At 44.4% G+C, this 20128-nt stretch carries 16 protein-coding genes; 14 read left to right on the forward strand and 2 right to left on the reverse strand.

Annotated features, from left to right (window positions below):
* Nucleotides 1-103: 103 nt before the first annotated feature.
* On the reverse strand, nucleotides 104-2017 hold the full coding sequence (locus I4V84_RS05180; protein ID WP_195991366.1) for an ABC-F family ATP-binding cassette domain-containing protein: 1914 nt from the start codon (nucleotides 2015-2017) through the stop codon (nucleotides 104-106).
* Between the two features lie 278 nt (nucleotides 2018-2295).
* On the opposite strand from I4V84_RS05180, the gene I4V84_RS05185 reads away from it, so the two are divergent.
* From I4V84_RS05185 to rlmH, 13 genes are all read left to right on the forward strand, one after another.
* Nucleotides 2296-2949: a redox-sensing transcriptional repressor Rex gene (locus I4V84_RS05185; protein ID WP_173715574.1), complete on the forward strand. Its 654-nt coding sequence runs from the start codon at nucleotides 2296-2298 to the stop codon at nucleotides 2947-2949.
* A 79-nt stretch (nucleotides 2950-3028) separates the two neighbouring features.
* The gene (locus I4V84_RS05190; RefSeq protein WP_195991367.1) at nucleotides 3029-4573 is read left to right on the forward strand and encodes an NAD(P)H-hydrate dehydratase; all 1545 of its coding nucleotides are present in this window, start codon (nucleotides 3029-3031) and stop codon (nucleotides 4571-4573) included.
* A gap of 86 nt (nucleotides 4574-4659) precedes the next feature.
* Nucleotides 4660-5826, forward strand: coding sequence for an alanine racemase (alr, locus tag I4V84_RS05195; RefSeq protein WP_195991368.1), 1167 nt, complete (start codon nucleotides 4660-4662; stop codon nucleotides 5824-5826).
* A 211-nt stretch (nucleotides 5827-6037) separates the two neighbouring features.
* Complete coding sequence (locus tag I4V84_RS05200) at nucleotides 6038-6388, forward strand: type II toxin-antitoxin system PemK/MazF family toxin (RefSeq protein WP_021926628.1); 351 nt, start codon at nucleotides 6038-6040, stop codon at nucleotides 6386-6388.
* Nucleotides 6389-6547: 159 nt separating this feature from the next.
* The gene (locus I4V84_RS05205) at nucleotides 6548-7903 is read left to right on the forward strand and encodes a hemolysin family protein (protein ID WP_173715577.1); all 1356 of its coding nucleotides are present in this window, start codon (nucleotides 6548-6550) and stop codon (nucleotides 7901-7903) included.
* Complete coding sequence (locus I4V84_RS05210) at nucleotides 7873-8601, forward strand: YebC/PmpR family DNA-binding transcriptional regulator (RefSeq protein WP_118578401.1); 729 nt, start codon at nucleotides 7873-7875, stop codon at nucleotides 8599-8601. The genes I4V84_RS05205 and I4V84_RS05210 overlap by 31 nt, the downstream gene beginning before the upstream one ends.
* Nucleotides 8602-8654: 53 nt before the next feature.
* Nucleotides 8655-9389, forward strand: a complete 735-nt coding sequence (locus I4V84_RS05215) for an ATP-dependent Clp protease proteolytic subunit (RefSeq protein WP_118578400.1) — start codon at nucleotides 8655-8657, stop codon at nucleotides 9387-9389.
* 199 nt (nucleotides 9390-9588) lie between these two features.
* Nucleotides 9589-10476 carry a sulfide/dihydroorotate dehydrogenase-like FAD/NAD-binding protein gene (locus I4V84_RS05220; RefSeq protein WP_118578399.1) on the forward strand — a complete coding sequence of 296 codons (888 nt, stop codon included), beginning with the start codon at nucleotides 9589-9591 and terminating at the stop codon, nucleotides 10474-10476.
* On the forward strand, nucleotides 10476-11873 hold the full coding sequence (gene gltA / locus I4V84_RS05225) for an NADPH-dependent glutamate synthase (protein WP_148462574.1): 1398 nt from the start codon (nucleotides 10476-10478) through the stop codon (nucleotides 11871-11873). Before I4V84_RS05220 ends, gltA begins: the two co-directional genes overlap by 1 nt.
* A gap of 271 nt (nucleotides 11874-12144) precedes the next feature.
* Nucleotides 12145-13020, forward strand: a complete 876-nt coding sequence (locus I4V84_RS05230) for an undecaprenyl-diphosphate phosphatase (protein WP_118578397.1) — start codon at nucleotides 12145-12147, stop codon at nucleotides 13018-13020.
* A gap of 70 nt (nucleotides 13021-13090) precedes the next feature.
* Nucleotides 13091-16252 (forward strand): DNA translocase FtsK, encoded by a 3162-nt coding sequence (locus I4V84_RS05235; RefSeq protein ID WP_195991369.1) that lies wholly within the window; start codon nucleotides 13091-13093, stop codon nucleotides 16250-16252.
* A 266-nt stretch (nucleotides 16253-16518) separates the two neighbouring features.
* Nucleotides 16519-16821 carry a Dabb family protein gene (locus I4V84_RS05240; RefSeq protein ID WP_195991370.1) on the forward strand — a complete coding sequence of 101 codons (303 nt, stop codon included), beginning with the start codon at nucleotides 16519-16521 and terminating at the stop codon, nucleotides 16819-16821.
* Complete coding sequence (gene rlmH, locus I4V84_RS05245; protein WP_118578394.1) at nucleotides 16822-17301, forward strand: 23S rRNA (pseudouridine(1915)-N(3))-methyltransferase RlmH; 480 nt, start codon at nucleotides 16822-16824, stop codon at nucleotides 17299-17301.
* A 241-nt stretch (nucleotides 17302-17542) separates the two neighbouring features.
* Here the strand turns inward: rlmH and I4V84_RS05250 are convergent, their stop codons facing one another.
* Nucleotides 17543-18700, reverse strand: coding sequence for an aminotransferase class I/II-fold pyridoxal phosphate-dependent enzyme (locus tag I4V84_RS05250; protein WP_195991371.1), 1158 nt, complete (start codon nucleotides 18698-18700; stop codon nucleotides 17543-17545).
* A 412-nt stretch (nucleotides 18701-19112) separates the two neighbouring features.
* Between I4V84_RS05250 and I4V84_RS05255 the strand changes: the two genes are divergently transcribed.
* Nucleotides 19113-20054: a tRNA-dihydrouridine synthase family protein gene (locus tag I4V84_RS05255; RefSeq protein ID WP_195991372.1), complete on the forward strand. Its 942-nt coding sequence runs from the start codon at nucleotides 19113-19115 to the stop codon at nucleotides 20052-20054.
* Nucleotides 20055-20128: the final 74 nt, after the last annotated feature.

Genomic DNA, 20128 nt, shown 5'->3' on the forward strand with positions numbered 1-20128 from the left:
TTATAAAAAACAGGAACGGTTTCGGATATTTATATTCGAAATTCGTTCCTGTTTTTGAAATAAATATGAAATGTAAGGCTCAAAAGAGCAGGTTACTGGTAATTTATGCCAGCTCCTCCCATTTCTCATAAAGCCCTTCCAGTTCTTCTGCTATAGCAGCTTTTTCCCGGCTGAGCTTCGTGCATTCTGCCACATTCGTACAGATATCTGGCAGAACCATGGTTTCATCAATTTCTTTATCCCTTGTTTCCAGTTCTTCAATCCGTGCTTCCACTTTCTTCAGCTCATTTTCCCGTTTTCTCTTCAGAGCCTGTTCCTCTTTCTGCTGCTGCCAGGTGAGTTTGGTTTCAGAGACGTTTTCCTTAACTTCCTGAGCTGCGGTCTCCTGAGCAGGAGCATAAATCCGGGTCATCTCCTCCTTCTTTTCCAGGTAGTAATCATAATCACCGATATAATTGACAATGGCCTGGTTGGTCAGATCCATAATGCGGGTAGCAGTCTGGTTAATAAAATAACGGTCATGGGAAACGTAGAGGACAGTTCCTGTGTAGCTGTTCAGTGCTTCCTCCAGAATCTCCTTGGATGCAATATCCAGATGGTTGGTAGGCTCATCCAGTATCAGGAAGTTGGCTTCTGAGAGCATCAGCTTCGCCAGGGAAACACGGCCACGTTCACCACCAGAGAGAGAGGAGATCAGCTTAAACACATCATCTCCTGTAAAAAGAAAAGCAGCCAGCATATTGCGGATTTCAGTCTCAGTGAGAGTCGGATATGTGTCTGATATCTCCTGGAAAATAGTTTTCTCCATATGCAGAACATGGTGTTCCTGATCATAGTATCCGATCTGAACCTTGGAACCCAAGGCAAAGCGTCCTGCATCAGCATCCACAATTCCATTGAGAATCTTCAAAATTGTGGTCTTACCAGTACCATTGTTGCCAATCAGGGCAACACGCTCCCCACGTTTGATTTCAAAATTAATATCTGTAAACAAAGTCTGTCCTGGGAAAGCCTTGGAAAGTCCTTCTACAGTAAGTACATCATTTCCACTGATAAAACGTGGTTCCAGGGAAATACGCATCTGGTTATCAATTTCAATTGGTTTCTCAATGCGCTGGATCTTGTCCAGCATTTTTACACGGCTCTCAGCACGCTTAATGGATTTCTCACGGTTAAAGGAGCGGAGCTTGGTGATAACAGCCTCCTGATGTTTGATCTCTCTTTGCTGGTTCAGGTAAGCCTTGTACTGGGCGTCACGTAGCTGCGCTTTTTTCAGGGCATAAGCGGAATAGTTGCCTTCGTACATTCTCATCTGGGCAGCCTCGATCTCCACGATCTTGGTAACTACCTTGTCCAGAAAATAACGGTCATGGGAAACGATAAATACAGCACCCGGGTAGTTGAGAAGATAGGTCTCAAGCCATGCAATGCTCTCCATATCCAGATGGTTGGTAGGCTCGTCCAGAAGGAGAATATCCGGTTTGGAAATCAGAAGCTTGCCAAGTGCAACCCGGGTTTTCTGACCTCCGGAAAGGTTCTCAATCTGTTTGCCGTAGTCTTCTTCTTCAAATCCAAGACCTTTTAAAACGCCTACGATTTCACTTTTATAAGCGTAGCCGTTTTCCAACTCAAACTGGTGTGTCAGGCGGGTATAGCTGTTCATCAGGCTCTCAAGTTTGTCGCCTGCTACGTATTTCATTTCCTGTTCCAGAGAACGGATCTTGTCCTCCATATCCAAAATGTACTGCTTGGTGGTCATCAGTTCTTCGTAAATGGTGTGATGACCGTGGATATCCTGGTACTGGGCCAGATAACCGATCTTCTTATCCTTGGCAATGACCACCTGACCGGAATCCGCGGAAATCTCCTCCATGATAATACGAAGAAGAGTTGTTTTCCCCGCACCGTTATTGCCGATGAGAGCGGCCTTTTCCCGTTCTTCTATGTGAAAAGAAGCATCCTGCAGGATCACCTTTTCCCCAAAAGATTTGCAGATGCTCTGACATGATAAAATCATAAGTTCCTCCTTAAAAAGGCGGTTCTGTATACACAGAAACAGCATTATTAGAATGTTCAATAGTATATTATACTTGAAAAATTTATTTTTTGAAAGAATAATTGTCAAATCACAAAAAAATTTGCAAAAATTTGTAATTCTGCACAACTTTAATTGACAAGAAAATAACATTTCGGTATAATTGACATAGTGTTACGCGGGCTGCCGTTTACAGGTAATGTTCCGCGATGCGTTTTTAGCGGAAAAATACAGGCAGCGGAAACAAGGAGGGGAACATTTTGGATGCAAAAGAGATCTCAAAGGCGGTAATTAAGAGATTGCCAAGATATTATCGCTATCTGGGGGAGCTGATGGAAGAGAAGGTGGAACGTATATCTTCCAACGACCTGAGTAAAAAAATGCATGTGACTGCTTCACAGATCCGACAGGACTTAAATAATTTTGGCGGTTTTGGACAGCAGGGATATGGATATAATGTAGAATATCTTTATACAGAAATTGGTAAAATACTGGGTTTGGACACCATTCATCCCATGATCATCCTGGGCGCAGGTAATCTGGGACAGGCACTTGCCAATTATGGAGACTTCGAAAAACGTGGCTTCCGTCTGGTTGGAATTTTTGATATAAACCCGGTTCTGGAGGGGATTTCTGTTCGCGGGATTGAGATTCGGATGATCAACAGTCTCCCGGAATTTATCAGGGAGAATCAGGTGGAGATTGCTATTTTAACCCTGCCGAAGAATAAGGCCAAGGAGATGGCGAAGGTTCTTATTGACAATGGAATCAAGGCAATCTGGAATTTTGCCCATACAGATCTTGACGCCCCGGAGGATGTGATCGTGGAGAATGTTCATCTGTCCGAGAGCCTGATGGCTCTGTCTTACAACTTAAGCCAGTATCGTAACGAACATAAAGAAAACAAAGAATAAAAGTCAAAGAGGACTGCTGCTTGTCTCGCTGAAGGATTTACAGGAGACCGGGCGGCAGTTTTGCATTAGGAGTGGTCTTATGAAAAAAGTTGTAACCTGCAGTCAGATGAAGCTGCTTGACCATGGCACCATTCATAATATGCATGTTCCCTCTCTGGTTCTCATGGAGAGGGCAGCACTTGCCACAGCAGAAGAGATCCGAAAATATCTGGAAAAGAAAAACGGTTCTGGAAATTTGAAAAAAGAACGGATTCTGATCGTCTGCGGATCTGGCAATAACGGAGGTGACGGCATTGCCATTGCAAGACTTCTGCATCTGGCAGGGATCCGTTCTGAGATTTATCTTGCAGGAAATCCGGATAAAATGACAGAAGAAACCCGACACCAGTGGGACATTGCCATGAGCTACCAGGTACCGGTAATGAATAACCCTGTATGGGATGAATATACTGTTATAGTAGACGGAATTTTCGGCGTTGGACTCTCCAGGGAGATTACCGGGAATTACAAAGAGATAATTGACCATATGAATGAAGCTCCTGCATATAAAGCAGCGGTGGATATTCCGTCTGGCATTCATGGAGATACGGGAGCTGTTCTTGGAACTGCTTTTGAGGCAGATCTTACCGTAACATTTGCGTATAAAAAACGTGGGCTTTGTCTATATCCGGGAAGAGCTTATGCTGGCAGAACTGTGGTGGCGGATATTGGAATTTATGACCGGGACCGTGATGGCAGTGAGCTTGCAAGCAAGGCTGCCTGGCATATAGAAAAATCTGATATGAAAACTCTTCCGGCAAGAAAACCATGGGGAAATAAAGGAACATTTGGCAAGGTTCTTCTTGTGGCGGGTTCGAAGGGAATGTGCGGAGCAGCCTGTCTGAGTGCCAGTGCAGCACTTCATGGAGGTGCCGGGATGGTGAAGATCCAGACTGTGGAAGAGAACCGGATTCCTTTACAGAGCCTTTTGCCTGAGGCAATGCTGACCAGCGAATTTGATGAGGAAGCCAATAAGAAAAATTTAAACTGGTGTGATGTGCTGGTGATCGGTCCAGGACTTGGAACAGAAGGCTCAGGAAAGGAAAGAATGCTTTGGTTCCTGGAAAACGGAGCAAAAGCAGGAAAACCTGTTATACTGGATGCAGATGGTCTGAATATTCTGGCAATGCATCCACAATGGATGAAATTCATAGGGGAACAGACCATTCTCACACCCCACATGGGCGAGATGAGCCGTCTTTGCGGCTTGAATGTATCAGAACTAAAGGAAGACCCTGTAGCCCGTGCTTATCAGTATGCAGAGAAAAGTGGCGGTGTTCTGGTACTGAAAGACGCATGTACAGTAGTGACTGACCGGAATGAAAAGCTGTATCTGAATCTTTCTGGTAATTCGGGAATGGCCACAGCAGGAAGCGGAGATGTGCTTTCCGGTATTATCGCATCTGTTCTCTGCATGTATTTAAGCTGTGAGGAAGAACGGGAGCTTTCCTATAAAGCTGCCATGGCGGTGTATATTCACGGTCTTTGCGGTGATATTGCCAGAGAGAAAAAAGGATCTCACGGCATGACGGCGAAGGATATGATCGAAGCCCTGCCGGAAGTTTTGAAACTGGCAGAAGTTTAGAGTAAAGGATGAGAATTGTGACGTACATTTTGCAGAACGCCTTTTGAGGCATGCTCTGATAAATTTAGAAAATCGAGGAAAATGTTATGGAAAAATACAGCAGAATCAAAGCATTGATTTCTCTTGATGCAATCAGATATAATTTTGAACAGATGAAGAAGAACATAAAAGAGGGAACAAAGATCATCGCAGTGATCAAAGCGGATGCATATGGTCACGGTGCAGTACCTATTGCGAGAATGCTTGAGAAATTTGATTATATATGGGGATTTGCTGCAGCTACAGCCCAGGAGGCATTACAGCTTCGAAGAGCTGGGATCACAAGACCGATTCTGATCCTGGGACTGGTATTTGAAGAATATTATAAGGAACTTGCCGAAAATGATGTGCGCATGGCCGTCTGTGATTATGAGACAGCCAAAAAGTTTAACAAAGCTGCTGAAGCAGCGGGCAAAAAAGGTCTGATCCATCTGGCTGCGGATACCGGCATGACCAGGATCGGATTTAAGGACAGCGAAGAGAGTCTGGAGGAAATCCGCAGAATTGCAGCTCTTCCCAATGTGGAAATTGAAGGTTTATTCACTCACTTTGCAAGAGCAGATGAATACGACCGTACCCCGGCAATGGTTCAGCTGAAACGATATCTTGATTTTGCGGATCTTCTGGAAAAAAATGGAATCCATATTCCACTGCATCACTGTTCCAATAGTGCCGGAATAATCCGTGTACCGGAAGCCAACCTGAACATTGTCCGTGCCGGAATTACCATTTATGGAATTTATCCCTCTGAGGAAGTGGAAAAAGACATTGTAATGCTGAAACCTGTAATGTCCCTAAAGAGTCATGTTTCCTACGTGAAAGATGTGGAGCCGGGGGTTCAGGTAAGCTACGGTGGAACCTACACGACAGATCATGTTACAAAGATGGCGACGATTCCTGTTGGATATGCAGATGGATACCCAAGAATGCTTTCTAATAAAGGCTGGGTTCTGATTCATGGAAAAAAAGCGCCGATCTGTGGCAGAGTCTGTATGGATCAGTTTATGGTAGATGTGACAGAAATCCCGGATGTAAAGACAGGGGATGAAGTGACACTGCTTGGAAAAGATGGGGATGAGGTTATCAGTGCAGATACACTGGGAGATCTGTCCGGCCGTTTTTCTTATGAATTTGTATGTAATATCAGCAAACGTGTGCCAAGAATCTATATCCGCGATGGGAAAGAGTGCGGCGAGCTGACATATTTTGACTGAGCATACCCAGACAAATTGTGACGCGTATCCTTTGGAAAGCCTTTTGCAGGTATGCGTCAGGTAAGAACAATATAGACGGAAAGGGTTCCGTTACCGGCTTTTATAAGAACCCGTAACGAATTACGGGAAAAATACCACACATGTATACACATGAAAAAAGTTGGAAATACTTATTTTCAGAAAAGTAAAAGTAAAACGGAGTGTGAATTGTGTGGTAATTAAAAGAGGGGATATTTTTTATGCGGATCTTCGGCCCGTGGTGGGAAGCGAGCAGGGAGGTATCCGACCGGTACTTATTATTCAGAATGATGTAGGCAACAGACATAGTCCTACCGTGATCTGCGCAGCGATTACATCCAAAATGAACAAGGCGAAGCTGCCCACCCATATTGAGATTGATGCATCGGCCTATGGAATTGAAAAAGATTCTGTAATTTTGTTAGAACAGCTTCGCACCATTGACAAGAGAAGATTAAAAGATAAAGTATGTCACCTGGACGGTCCTATGCTTGACAAGGTGAACCATGCTCTTGAAATCAGCCTGGAGCTTACATTCTCTTGACGAAAAGAAACTTTAGTGATATAGTTGTAAAGTCTCAGCGGCATTGACTGCCGCAATTGCACATTCGTGCTGCTGTGGAATAAGGAAGCAGCAGTATGTTTTCGTTACTGCGAAGGTAATAAGCAGTAACGCTGTCTAGGAGGAACAAAGGTTTAATATATGGAATCTGGCAGTAGTATGCCCCTGGCGGGCTTTGTCATTTTATTATTGCTTTTGTGGCTGAATGGTATTTTTTATGGATTTTCAGCTGCAGTGCACAATCTGAGCGAAAACGAAGTGGAGAAACGGGCGCAGGAAGGAGATAAGAAAGCAGTCTTTCTTCTTTCCCTGATCAACAATCCTGTTTCATTTGTCAATGCGATTCCGCTGATTGTTATGGCTTCCGGAGTCTGTTTCGGAGCATTTATCGTTCCATGGGCTACCGAGACCTTTCATCCCTACATAAAGCATTTGGCTGCATTGATCCTGGTGCTTGCACTGGTGATCATTCTGCTTGCGTCTCTTGGTATTCTTACATTCAGGAGAATCGGAACCTATCACCCGGAAAAATATGCATATCGGTATATGAAGATTGTGGGATTTTTTACCAGGATCCTGTATCCTTTTACTATGTGCGTAACCTTTATTGCCAAGCTGGCAGCAAGGCCGTTTGGTGTTGCTTTTAATCAGTCAGAGGATCCGGTGACGGAGGAAGAGATCATTTCCATTGTAGATGAAGCCCATGAGCAGGGTGTCATTGAGGAAAACGAAGCAGAGATGATCCAGAATATCATGGAGTTTACGGACACTGAAGCCAAGGACATTATGACGCATCGCAAGAATGTGATCGCATTTGATGAGGAGGACAATCTTCAGACCATTGTGGATACCATGCTTGAGGAAGGAAATTCCCGTTATCCTGTATTTAGAGAGACGATAGATAATATAGTAGGAATTATTCATTATAAAGATGCTTTGAAATTTCTCACCAGGAATTCCTGGGCGAAGTTCAAACCCCTTAAGGATCTGCCGGGATTGATCAGAGAAGCTTCTTTTATTCCGGAGACAAGGGGAATCAGTGATCTTTTCAAATCCATGCAGATGAAGAAAATTCATATGGCAGTGGTAGTGGACGAGTATGGACAGACTTCAGGAATTGTCTCAATGGAAGATATTCTGGAGGAAATCGTAGGAGATATTCTGGATGAATACGATGAAGACGACAGTACGTTCCGGACGCAGAAGGATAACAGTGTGATCATTGACGCACTGGCGTATCTGGAAGATGTAGCGGAAGAGCTTGGAATTGATTTCGGTAAAGTGGAATTTGAGACCTTAAATGGTTATCTGACGAATCTTCTTGGACATATTCCCACAGAAGATGATCTGGATAAAGAAATTGTTGTAAACGGCTACCGTTTCAGAATTCTTTCCCTTGGCAACAAAACCATCGGAAAGGTGCGGGCCGAAAAGATAAAAAAAGAACCAAAAGGAGAGGATAAGAAATGTCAGGACATTCAAAATTCGCAAACATAAAGCACAAGAAAGAAAAAAACGATGCTAAAAAAGGAAAAATCTTTACCATCATCGGTCGTGAGATCGTAATGGCTGTTAAAGCAGGTGGTCCGGATCCGAACAACAATGGTAAGCTTCGTGACGTTATTGCAAAGGCAAAGGCAAACAACATGCCAAACGATACCATTGAGCGTGGTATTAAGAAAGCAGCCGGTGCTGATTCCGCAGACAGTTATGAGAAAGCTGTATACGAAGGATATGGTCCGAATGGTGTTGCCATCATCGTTGAGACTCTGACTGATAACAAGAACCGTACAGCCAGCAACGTAAGAAACGCTTTTACAAAGGGTAACGGAAGCATTGGAACCCAGGGCTGTGTATCCTATATGTTCGATCAGAAGGGTCAGATCATCATCGACAAGGAAGAGTGCGAGATGGACGCTGACGAACTGATGATGACCGCTCTTGATGCAGGTGCTGAGGATTTCAACGAAGAAGAGGACAGCTATGAAGTTCTCACTGCTCCGGATGATTTAGGTGCAGTACGCGAGGCTCTTGAGGCCGCAGGTGTTCCGCTTCTTGAGGCACAGGTTGCCATGATCCCGCAGACAACTGTTGAACTGACAGATGAGAAATCCCTTAAGGATATCCAGAGAATCCTTGATCTTCTGGATGATGACGACGATGTAACAGATGTATGGCATAACTGGGACGAATAATTTAATCAGATTTGCAGATACTACCTCCATACGATTGTGTGGAGGTATTTTTTATGCAGCAAAGAGAGGATAATGAAGCAGAAAGTGAAAAAAAAGAATCTGTAGAAAAAGAAGAACAGCAAAATAAGCAGATCCGTGATATGGGACAGGTTATTTTAAATGAGAATTCCAATAAATACAAAGTGGAACTTCTGACGATCATCGGTGAGGTAGAGGGGCACGAATCGGCGCCGTCTCACAGCAAAACTACCAAATATGAGCATGTTTTGCCAAAGCTTGCCATGATCGAGGATGACAAGTCTGTGGACGGGCTTCTGGTTTTGCTTAATACTGTGGGCGGTGACGTGGAAGCTGGTCTTGCCATTGCAGAGATGATCGCCTCTTTAAGCGTGCCCACAGTGTCCCTGGTACTTGGAGGCGGTCACTCCATTGGTGTTCCCATGGCTGTATCTGCAGATTATTCTTTTGTAGTTCCCAGTGCCACCATGGTGATCCACCCTGTTCGCACAAATGGCATGTTTATTGGCGTCGCCCAGTCCTACCGCAACATGGAGAAAATCCAGGACCGGATCACCACCTTCATTTCCAGTCACACTCACATGTCCCAGGAAAGACTGGAAGAACTAATGCTGGACACTACGCAGCTGGTAAAAGATGTGGGAACTATGTTAGAAGGTCCGGAGGCAGTGAAAGAAGGTCTAATCGATGAAGTTGGAGGAATGAAAGAAGCTCTTGGGAAATTATATGATTTAATTGGGAAAGAGAAAAGCAAATCCCCTGAAAAATGAAAAATTATACATTTTTTGGAAAAAATATAAGAAAAACAGGAGAATTTTATTTTACTAACCTGTCTTTTTGTGCTATAGTGTTATAGGATATGACCGACACAAGTGTCCATACAGCGGACATATACATGAAGTGACGGTTAAATATAGGTTACTGCCCGCGGAGTGAGCAGCAACAAATATAGTACTTCAGGAGGGAACTATGTATAAGATACTCAACGCAGAGAAACTTTCTGCAAATGTTTTTCTTATGGATGTGGAAGCTCCTCGTGTGGCTAAGCATTGTCTGCCTGGCCAGTTCGTCATCGTGAAAATGGACGAAGTAGGAGAGAGAATTCCGCTTACAATCTGCGACTATGATGCAGAGAAAGGTACTGTAACAATCGTTTTCCAGCCGGCTGGTGCTTCAACAACCAGAATGGCCCAGCTGAAAGCAGGCGATTACTTCGAAGATTTTGTTGGACCTCTGGGACAGCCATCTGAGCTTTGCCATGAAGATCTCGAAGAGCTTAAGAAGAAAAAAATCGTTTTCGTAGCAGGTGGTGTTGGTACAGCTCCTGTATATCCTCAGGTGAAATGGCTTCACGAGCATGGCATTACCGCTGATGCGATCGTTGGTGCCAAGACAAAGGATCTCCTTATTCTTGAGGACAAGATGAAAGAAGTATGTAATCTGTATGTTACTACAGATGATGGTTCTTATGTACGTAAAGGTATGGGTACAGATGTACTTCGTGACCTTGTGCAGAATCAGGGCAAAGAGTATGATCTCTGCGTTGCAATCGGACCGATGATCATGATGAAATTTGTCTGCCTGTTAACAAAAGAACTGAACATTCCTACAGTTGTCAGCATGAACCCGATCATGGTAGACGGAACCGGTATGTGCGGAGCCTGTCGTTTAATGGTTGGCGGCGAAGTGAAATTTGCCTGCGTAGACGGACCGGAATTTGATGGACATAAAGTTGATTTCGACCTTGCCATGAAGAGACAGCAGATGTATAAGACCGAAGAGGGACGTGCTCTTCTGAAGCTTCAGGAAGGCGATACCCATCACGGCGGATGCGGACATTGTGGAGGTGACAAATAATGGCAGATGTATTAAAGAAAGTACCAGTCAGAGAGCAGGCTCCTAAGGTTCGTGCTACTAACTTTGAAGAGGTTTGCCTTGGTTACAATAAAGAAGAGGCAATGGAAGAAGCAAACAGATGCCTTGGCTGTAAGAAAGCAAAATGTATGGAAGGATGCCCGGTATCTATCAATATCCCAGGCTTCGTTCATGAAGTAAAAGAAGGAAACTTTGAAAAAGCTTACCAGATCATCGGTGAGTCCAGTGCTCTTCCGGCTGTTTGCGGACGTGTATGTCCTCAGGAGACACAGTGCGAGGGTAAATGTATCCGCGGTCTGAAAGGGGAAGCTGTTTCCATTGGTAAACTGGAGCGTTTCGTTGCTGACTGGGCGAAGGAGAATGGTATCAAACCAGTTCCGGCTGCACAGAAGAACGGACATAAAGTTGCAGTGATCGGTTCCGGTCCTTCCGGACTTACCTGCGCCGGAGATCTTGCAAAGATGGGTTACGATGTAACAATCTTCGAGGCTCTTCACAAAGCTGGTGGAGTTCTTGTTTATGGTATTCCGGAATTCCGTCTTCCAAAAGACAAAGTAGTTGCAGCAGAGGTTGAGAACGTAAAATCTCTGGGTGTTAAGATTGAGACCAACGTTATCATTGGTAAATCCGTAACAATCGACGAGCTTCTTAAAGATGAGGGCTTTGAGGCTGTATTTATCGGATCCGGTGCCGGACTTCCTATGTTCATGGGAATCCCGGGTGAGCAAGCTAACGGTGTATTCTCCGCTAACGAGTACCTGACACGTAACAACCTTATGAAAGCATTCCGTGAGGATTATGATACTCCAATCGCACATGGCAAGAAGGTTGCTGTTGTTGGTGGTGGTAACGTTGCTATGGACGCTGCAAGAACTGCACTTCGTCTTGGCGCAGAGGTACATATTATTTATCGTCGTTCAGAAGCAGAGCTTCCTGCACGTAAAGAGGAAGTTCATCACGCAAAAGAAGAGGGCGTACAGTTTGATCTTCTCTGCAATCCTGTTGAGATCCTTACAGATGACAAAGACTGGGTAACCGGTATTAAATGTATCCGTATGGAGCTTGGCGAGCCGGACGCTTCCGGAAGAAGACGCCCTGTTGAGATTCCTGGTTCTGAGTTTACCATCGACGTTGATACTGTTATCATGTCCCTTGGTACAAGCCCGAACCCGCTGATTTCTTCTACAACCATCGGTCTTGATGTAAACAAGAGAAAATGTATCATTGCTGACGAAGAGTTTGGTAAGACTTCAAAAGAAGGCGTATATGCTGGTGGAGATGCTGTTACAGGTGCTGCCACTGTTATCCTTGCTATGGGAGCAGGTAAAGCAGGTGCACGCGGCATCGATGAGTATATTAAGAGCAAATATGCAAAATAAAAGCTGCTGGCCTCAAAATGGACAGTAACAAATATATGCACCTTTTTTCTGAGAAGTAAGAAGGTATGAGTTCCCTGTCTGGGATTTCGGTTTGAAATCTCAGGCAGGGTTTTTTCTATATATTATAGCGTGTTTGAAAAATCATTCCTGCAATCTGCAGACAAAACAGTCGTTCGATTAAAGTTGTATCTTTGCCTGCTTTGTGGTATAATAGGTACGCTTGACGGGTTTTTGCGGACCGTCTTATCCCAAAGAAAAGGAAATATTGAATATGTCAGTTTTACAGGCGATTTTATTAGGAATTGTTCAGGGAATCACGGAGTTTCTTCCTGTGAGCAGTTTCGGACATCTGGCAGCCATAGAAAATGCAATGGGAATTACACGAAACACTGCAGTCCTTTTTGAAGTGCTTCTTCACATAGGCACGATGGTGGCAGTTTTTTTTGCATTCCATGAGGATCTTCGCCGGATCGGAGAGGAGCTTCTGGGCATGATCATGGATATAATCGGGAATGTAAATATCTATTTTCACAACAGGAAAACCGGTGAGAATCTCCACTATGCCAGAGTGGTGCACGGAACATACCGTAAATTTACAGCGATTATGGCTGTATCATTTATTCCCACAGCATTGCTTGGATACATTTGCAGAAGACTGGTGACAAGAGCGGCGATTTCCCCGCTTCTTCCAGGAGCATGTATCCTTGTGACAGGAGTGTTTCTTCTTGTGACAGACCTCAGTAATATCGGTGGAATCAAGACACCGAAAGATGTGACTTATGACAATGCCATGTGGATTGGAATTTGTCAGGGGATTTCCGTATTTCCAGGTATATCCAGATGTGGAATGACGATTTGTGCAGGCTTATTATGCGGTTTCAGCAGGAAATTTGCAGTGAAATATTCTTATCTTATCAGCATTCCGGCAGTTCTGGGCTCTCTTTTTCTGGAGCTTGGACAGTTTACCACGCCAAAGATGAGTGTGTCTCTTGGATTTACCTATGTCTTTGGTATGATCGTGGCGGGAGTAGTTGGATATTTTATGATACGCAATCTGCTCCGCATTTTGCAGCATGCGAAACTGCGCTATTTCGCATTTTACTGTTTTGTGGCAGGAGCCATAGCGCTTATTAGCAATTTTGCATAACTGTCCGGCAGGAAAGCTTACAGAAACACGGATCGGTTACAAATTTGCCTGATGAAGGGGGAACTTTTTAATGGCAGCGTCTAATACGCCGAAGAAATCAACAACCAAACGTGGTACATCCGCGAAGAAAAAATCTTCCGCACGTACCCAGTCTAAAAAGAATACAGCAGGAAAGCAGTCAATATCCAGCGGCTTTCAGACGGAAATCATACTTCTGGTGCTGATGGCGGCAGCAATCATTCTTATGGTAAGTTGTGTCGGACTTGGTGGAAATGTCGGAGGAAGCATCAGCAAGGTACTCATGGGAGTAATGGGACTGATGGCTTATATTTTTCCCGTTGTACTTTTTGTTATGGCAGCATTTCTGATCTCCAATAAGGGAAATGTGCTTGCTTATAAAAAAACAGCCGCCGCCGCAGTTCTGTTTCTGATCTGCTGTGGACTGGCACAGCTTTTTACAGAAGGCTATACAGAGAGTACAACTCTTGCAGAATATTACAGGATCAGTTCTGAGTATCGTACTGGTGGCGGAGCCATTGGAGGCGCAATCTGTATTTCTACAATCTCCGCATTTGGAACCATCGGTGCTTATGTGATCATTGTACTTGTGATCCTGGTATGTTTGATCCTGATCACGCAGCATTCTTTCCTGGGATTTTTGTATAAGGTTTATGATAAGATCCTGGAAGCTGTGAAGGGGCAGCAGGCGCTCTATCAGGAGGGAGCACCGGAGCGTCAGCTGAAGAAGCAGCTGAAAGTCCAGCAGCGCCAGCTGGCAGCCCAGGAGCGCCGTGAGAAAAGGATGCAGGAGCTGGAAGCTGCACTTGCCGAAGAAGGGATTGCTTCAGATATGGTGGAAGAACCATCCCGTTTTGAGAAAAAGGCAGCCAAACAGAAAGGGAAAAAGGCTTCCAGGACAGCTGGAAATGATTCCAGGGCAAATTCCCGGATGAGAATGCGTGGAAATAACCAGACCCGGGGCAGAAGAGGAGAAAACCTGGATTCTACAAGCTTTCTTGCAGGGACAGATTTATTTGAAGATAGAAATTCCGAGGAAAGCGGGGAATCTGTGGATCAGGAATTTCCATTAAATCCAAAGAATGCCATGAATCCGGAAGATGCAGGATCACTGGAGAATATGACTACAGTGAATGGAGAATTTTCCGAGAGTACTTCTGCTCAGAATCTTCCGATCAATACAGGAAAGTATGTGGATATCAGTGAGTATCGGGTTCAGGATGATGATCTGTCAATTGATGACAGATCATCACAGGTGGAAACACAGCTGCAGTTTGCAATTCACCGTTCTGAGCCAGAGCAGCCAGATGAACCAGATCTGAATACGAGAGCCTCCTCCGGACAAGATTATTCTGTACCGTCCTATTCTATGGAAAAGGATACCACGGAAGAGGACGGTACTGTCTATATGAAAAATCCAGTTAGCAGTGATCAGCCAATTGAGGCAGAGGATGAAGAAAACAGCTATGTTGGAGTGGATTTTAATGAAGCTATGGCTGCCATGCAGAATGCAGCCGCTTTGACGAGAGATACTTCTGGCGCAGCAGGCAGCGCTGCCCATGAATCTTCTGCGACTTCTGGCCCCCACTCTTCTGAAGCTTCTGGCGAAATGGCAGCATGGAATGGATCTGCGGATGAAACTGCTTCCCGTCAGTCGGCGAAGAATCCCAAGTCTTCCAAGCAGGAGATAGCCAACGGAATTGTAAATATCCAGCATGAGATCAACACCCAGGAAGCAGCGGTGAAAAAGGAATATCAGTATCCACCTGTAAATCTTCTGAAACGTGGAAATGGGAAATCCCAGGGAGACTCTGATTCCCATCTTCGAAAGACAGCTCAGAAATTACAGGAAATCCTGTATAATTTCGGGGTAAATGCCAAGGTTACAAACGTAAGCTGCGGACCTACAGTTACCAGGTATGAGCTGCAGCCGGAAATGGGCGTAAAGGTAAGCAAGATTGTAGGGCTTTCCGATGATATCAAGCTGAATCTTGCCGCGCCGGATATCCGTATTGAGGCTCCGATCCCGGGCAAGGCAGCTGTAGGTATCGAGGTACCAAATAAAGAACACAGTGCGGTTATGCTTCGTGATCTGATCCAGAGCCCGGAGTTTATGAATGCCAAATCCAAGCTGGCTTTTGCGGCTGGTAAAGATATTGAGGGTAAGACGATCGTGGCAGATATTGCCAAGATGCCCCATCTTCTGATCGCAGGTTCCACCGGATCTGGTAAATCTGTTTGTATCAATACACTTATTATCAGTATTTTATATAAAGCCAAGCCGGACGAGGTCAAGCTGATCATGATTGACCCGAAAGTGGTAGAGCTTAGTGTTTATAATGGTATCCCGCATCTGTTCATTCCGGTTGTCACAGATCCGAAGAAAGCTGCCGGAGCTCTGAACTGGGCAGTAAATGAGATGAGTAACCGTTACAATACTTTTGCAGAGTATGGGGTACGAAATCTGGAAGAGTTTAACCGCAAGATTGAGAAGATGAAGTTCCCGGAGGGAGAGCAGCGCCCTGAGAAAATGTGTCAGATCGTCATTATCGTAGATGAGCTTGCAGACCTTATGATGGTTGCACCAGGAGACGTGGAGGACGCTATTTGTCGTCTGGCCCAGCTGGCCCGTGCTGCAGGCATCCATCTGGTTATTGCTACTCAGAGACCATCAGTCAATGTTATTACCGGTCTTATTAAGGCGAACATGCCGTCACGTATTGCCTTTGCAGTCACTTCAGGTGTGGATTCCAGAACCATTCTGGATATGAATGGCGCTGAGAAGCTTCTTGGTAAAGGAGATATGTTGTTTTATCCGCAGGGTTACCAGAAGCCTGCCAGACTGCAGGGAGCCTTTGTTTCAGATGATGAAGTCAGCAATATTGTGGATTTCCTTGCAGATAAGAATCCACGGACAGATTACGACAATAAGATTGAACAGCAGATGAATACTGCAGTCCTTACGGCAGGTGGAAGCTCTGGCGGCAATGAGCGGGATGTCTATTTCGAGCAGGCAGGTAAGTTCATTATTGAAAAGGAGAAGGCTTCCATCGGTATGCTGCAGAGAATGTATAAGATTGGATTTAACCGCGCAGCCCGTATTATGGATCAGCTCTGTGACGCTGGGGTAGTAGGTCCTGAAGAAGGTACGAAGCCGCGTAAGGTACTGATGAGTATGGATGAGTTCCAGACTTATGTGGAAGAGCATTTGTAAAAATTTATATGATACCAGTGTCAAAAGGTCAAAAAGCCGTTCGTGCTTGCACGATAAGGCTTTTGAACTTGGGACACGCCAAATATGAGAAAGTAGCGATTTACGAAGTAAATCAGCGGATTTCGAATATTTAGAGGATTGCGGGAGCAGCGTAGCTGCGTAGCAATCCGGGTATCAAATGAGTGTCAAAAGACCTTTTGACACTCATATCATTTATATAAATTGGTATAACAGTTAAGAAAATATATGTAAAGGAGACAATAGAAATGGTAAAACATATGGTAATGTGGTCATTTAAAGAGGAGATTCCTGAGGAGAAGAAATCTGAATTAAAAGCACAGATCAAAGAGCATCTTGAAGGTTTGGTTGGTGTTGTGCCAGGGCTCATTAAAGCAGAGGTTGTTACAGACCTTCTTCCATCCAGCACACGTGATTTGTGCCTGATCACTGAACTGGAGAGCGCTGAGGCACTGGCTGCCTATGCAGTAAATCCGAATCATGTTCATGTTGCGGACACTTACGTAAGACCAAATGTATGCGACCGTGTAGCAATGGACTTTGAGGTGTAAATGGAAATTCGTATTATCACAGTTGGAAAAATTAAAGAGAAGTACCTGAATGATGGAATTGCAGAGTACGCCAAGCGCCTTGGCCGCTACTGTAAGTTAAATTTTATCCAGGTGCCAGATGAGAAGACTCCGGATAAAGCTTCCGATGCGCTGAACCGTCAGATCAAAGAGACAGAGGGCAATCGGCTTCTTAGCCATATTCGCGATACAGATTATGTGATTGCACTTGCTATAGAGGGTAAAATGCTGGATTCTGTAGAGCTTTCTGATCTGATTGCCAGATTAGGAGTTCAGGGAAAAAGCAGCATTGCCTTTGTGATCGGAGGATCACTTGGGCTTTCTGATGCTGTTTTGAAACGGGCAGATTATAAGCTCAGTTTTTCAAGAATGACGTTTCCGCATCAATTGATGCAGATGATTCTGTTGGAACAAATTTACAGGGGATATCGGATTATGAATCATGAGCCTTATCATAAATAATGAGATTTCATTTTTGTAAAGTTCCATAAATGATAATTACAGACACAAGAACTCCCAGATGTTAGAGCATGTTCGAGGCAGCTAACATCCGGGAGTTTATTAGTTTACACGAGCAATCAGTCAAAACCTAAAGCCGACGTTTGTGTAAGTTTCTGGCGATTGCTGCCATAACGCGCAAAACGTATGGTGTACGGTTTGTTAAAGCTTGCAATATATTTGAAGATAAATTTGGAAGTGGTACTTAAATTCCACTTGTACGGATAGATTCCACAGCCTCTTTGATTTTCTCTGGTGGAAGTACCAGCGCGAAGCGCACATATCCTTCCCCATGAGGACCAAAGCTTGCGCCAGGAGTAACGATGACACCGGCTTTTTCCATTAATTCCATACAGAATGCCATGCTGTCCGTGCGTTTTCCCGGAAGCTTTGCCCATACAAACATAGTTCCTTTGCCGTTTGGCTTCTCCCAGCCAATGGAAGCAAGTCCGTCGCATAGAGCATCACGGCGTGCCTGGTATTGTCTGCATTGTTCTTTTACGCTGTCCAGAGGTCCCTCAAGAGCAGCGATAGCAGCTTTCTGGATTGGCAGGAACATACCGAAATCGATCTGGCTGCGAAGCTTTTTAAGAGCAGAGATGATTTCTGGATTTCCAATGAGAAAGCTGATTCTGGCGCCGGTTACGTTAAAGGATTTGGAAAGGCTGAAAAATTCAACACCAACCTCCCGCGCACCAGGAGTGGCAAGAAAACTTCCACCTTCCACGCCATCAAAGATAATGTCGCTGTATGCATTGTCATGGATAATTAAAATATCGTATTTTTTTGCAAATGCAACAATTTCTTCATAAAGTTCTGGTGTAGCAATGCTGCCTACCGGGTTGGATGGAAGAGAGACTACCATGTAACGGGCCTTGCGAGCCACATCTTCCGGAATATTCTTTACATATGGCAGGAAATCATGCTCTGCTACAAGCGGATAGTAGTAAGGAACCGCACCTCCTAATTTGCTTCCTGCTGCGAAAACCGGATAGCACGGATCAGGAAGAAGAACCACATCTCCCTCGTCGCATAAAGTCATGCCAAGATGTCCCATGCCTTCCTGACTGCCATAAACGGACATTACCATATCCGGTGTGATTTCCACATGGAAGCGCTTCTTGTAATATGCACAGACCGCATCCAGAAGCTCAGGCAGATCGCGGAGACTGTAACGCCAGTTCTGATCGTCAGCAGCAGCTTCCATCAGTGCTTTCTTAATATGATCCGGTGTATGGAAATCCGGCGTTCCAACACTCATGTTGTAGATCTTCTTTCCCTGTTTCTCAAGTTCAAGCCGCCTTTCATTGAGCGCGGCAAAAATTTCATCTCCAAATAAATCCAGTCTTTTGGAAAAATTCATCGTAAGTAAGCCTTCTTTCTCTCAAAATGCCAAACCAATAGGTTTATGCTATAATCCTATTTATTTTATCACAGTACTATAACAGAGTGCAAGACGAAAATGTATTATCAGGAAAGACATTTGTATTACTGTTAGAAAACGAAAATGGGATGGCTGCCGTGCACTGCCGGATTTAGGGGGAAAGTTCTTTATTGTATAGATTTTAGAGAAAAAATAACAGCTGACACTTAAGAGGGCATTGTCTAAAATTGGAGAAACGTGTATAATTGGCTATATCAAACCAAGGGAGGAAAAGAAAATGAAAAAGTTTCTCGAAGAATTTAAGGAATTTTTTGCATGGTGAAAGCTCTGAATAAAGCAGCTGAGAAATCCCCCCCCCTTGATTTGAATAAAAAGACATGCGAGGACATAAATGAAAGACTACCTGGCCCCTATGGAGGGCGTGACAAACTTTGTATACCGCCGGACGTATCACCGGTTTTATCATCCCATGGATAAATATTTTACTCCGTTTATTTCTGCCAAGCCGAAGAAAAACCTGAGCTTCCAGGAAATTTGCGAGGTGTCACCGGAGCGGAATGAGGGAATGTACGTGGTTCCCCAGATCCTGACCTGCAATGCAGATGATTTTATCCGTACTGCCCAGCTTTTGAAAGATGATTACGGACACCAGGAAGTGAACCTGAATCTTGGTTGTCCTTCTGGAACAGTTACAGCGAAGGGAAAGGGTGCCGGATTTCTGGCAGAGCCCCAGAAGCTGGATCAGTTCCTGGATCAGATTTTTTCGAAACTTGATATAAAAATTTCCATAAAGACCAGAATTGGAACTCACTATGAGGAAGACTGGGAGTATCTGCTGGCCATTTATGAAAAATATCCCATTCATGAACTGATCATCCACCCAAGGATTCAGACAGATATGTATCGCGGAGTGCCGCGGCTTGGAGCTTATGAGAAGGCTGTAAACCGTCTGAAAATGCCCCTTTGCTATAATGGTAATCTGTTTTCTGTAGCTGATTATAAGCGGATTACAGAGCGTTTTCCAGACACTTGCTGCTTCATGTATGGCAGAGGGCTGATCACAAACCCAGGTCTGGTAACTGAGATCCGGGAAGGCATTCGTCCGAATAAAAAGACATTAAGAGAATTCCATGATTGTCTTTTCGAAGAGTATCGGGAACTTCTTTCCGGCGAACGGAATGTGCTGTTCCGTATGAAAGAATTATGGAGCTATATGGCCGTTAATTTTACAAATTATGAGAAATATGCCAAGAAAATCAAGAAATCCCAGCATCTGTCAGAGTATTCGTCTGTGGTATCCAGTTTATTTGCAGAGCAGGATTTGATAGATTAAGTATTTTGGATATTTAGAACGCTGAAAGGATCCCCCTTGGCGGGCTAAATAGCAATAAATAATTCGAAAGAGGA

Source organism: Ruminococcus sp. 1001713B170207_170306_F1 (assembly GCF_015668065.1).
GTDB lineage: Bacteria > Bacillota > Clostridia > Lachnospirales > Lachnospiraceae > Blautia_A > Blautia_A faecis.

Excerpts from the sequence above, each read along its gene's own strand:
- rlmH (WP_118578394.1), top strand. The coding sequence starts at position 16,822 with ATGGAAATTCGTATTATCACAGTTGGAAAAATTAAAGAGAAGTACCTG.
- I4V84_RS05230 (WP_118578397.1), top strand. The coding sequence starts at position 12,145 with ATGTCAGTTTTACAGGCGATTTTATTAGGAATTGTTCAGGGAATCACG.
- I4V84_RS05215 (WP_118578400.1), top strand. The coding sequence starts at position 8,655 with ATGCAGCAAAGAGAGGATAATGAAGCAGAAAGTGAAAAAAAAGAATCT.
- I4V84_RS05180 (WP_195991366.1), bottom strand. The coding sequence starts at position 2,017 with ATGATTTTATCATGTCAGAGCATCTGCAAATCTTTTGGGGAAAAGGTG.
- I4V84_RS05235 (WP_195991369.1), top strand. The coding sequence starts at position 13,091 with ATGGCAGCGTCTAATACGCCGAAGAAATCAACAACCAAACGTGGTACA.
- I4V84_RS05220 (WP_118578399.1), top strand. The coding sequence starts at position 9,589 with ATGTATAAGATACTCAACGCAGAGAAACTTTCTGCAAATGTTTTTCTT.
- I4V84_RS05250 (WP_195991371.1), bottom strand. The coding sequence starts at position 18,700 with ATGAATTTTTCCAAAAGACTGGATTTATTTGGAGATGAAATTTTTGCC.
- I4V84_RS05240 (WP_195991370.1), top strand. The coding sequence starts at position 16,519 with ATGGTAAAACATATGGTAATGTGGTCATTTAAAGAGGAGATTCCTGAG.
- I4V84_RS05205 (WP_173715577.1), top strand. The coding sequence starts at position 6,548 with ATGGAATCTGGCAGTAGTATGCCCCTGGCGGGCTTTGTCATTTTATTA.
- gltA (WP_148462574.1), top strand. The coding sequence starts at position 10,476 with ATGGCAGATGTATTAAAGAAAGTACCAGTCAGAGAGCAGGCTCCTAAG.
- I4V84_RS05255 (WP_195991372.1), top strand. The coding sequence starts at position 19,113 with ATGAAAGACTACCTGGCCCCTATGGAGGGCGTGACAAACTTTGTATAC.
- I4V84_RS05210 (WP_118578401.1), top strand. The coding sequence starts at position 7,873 with ATGTCAGGACATTCAAAATTCGCAAACATAAAGCACAAGAAAGAAAAA.
- alr (WP_195991368.1), top strand. The coding sequence starts at position 4,660 with ATGGAAAAATACAGCAGAATCAAAGCATTGATTTCTCTTGATGCAATC.
- I4V84_RS05190 (WP_195991367.1), top strand. The coding sequence starts at position 3,029 with ATGAAAAAAGTTGTAACCTGCAGTCAGATGAAGCTGCTTGACCATGGC.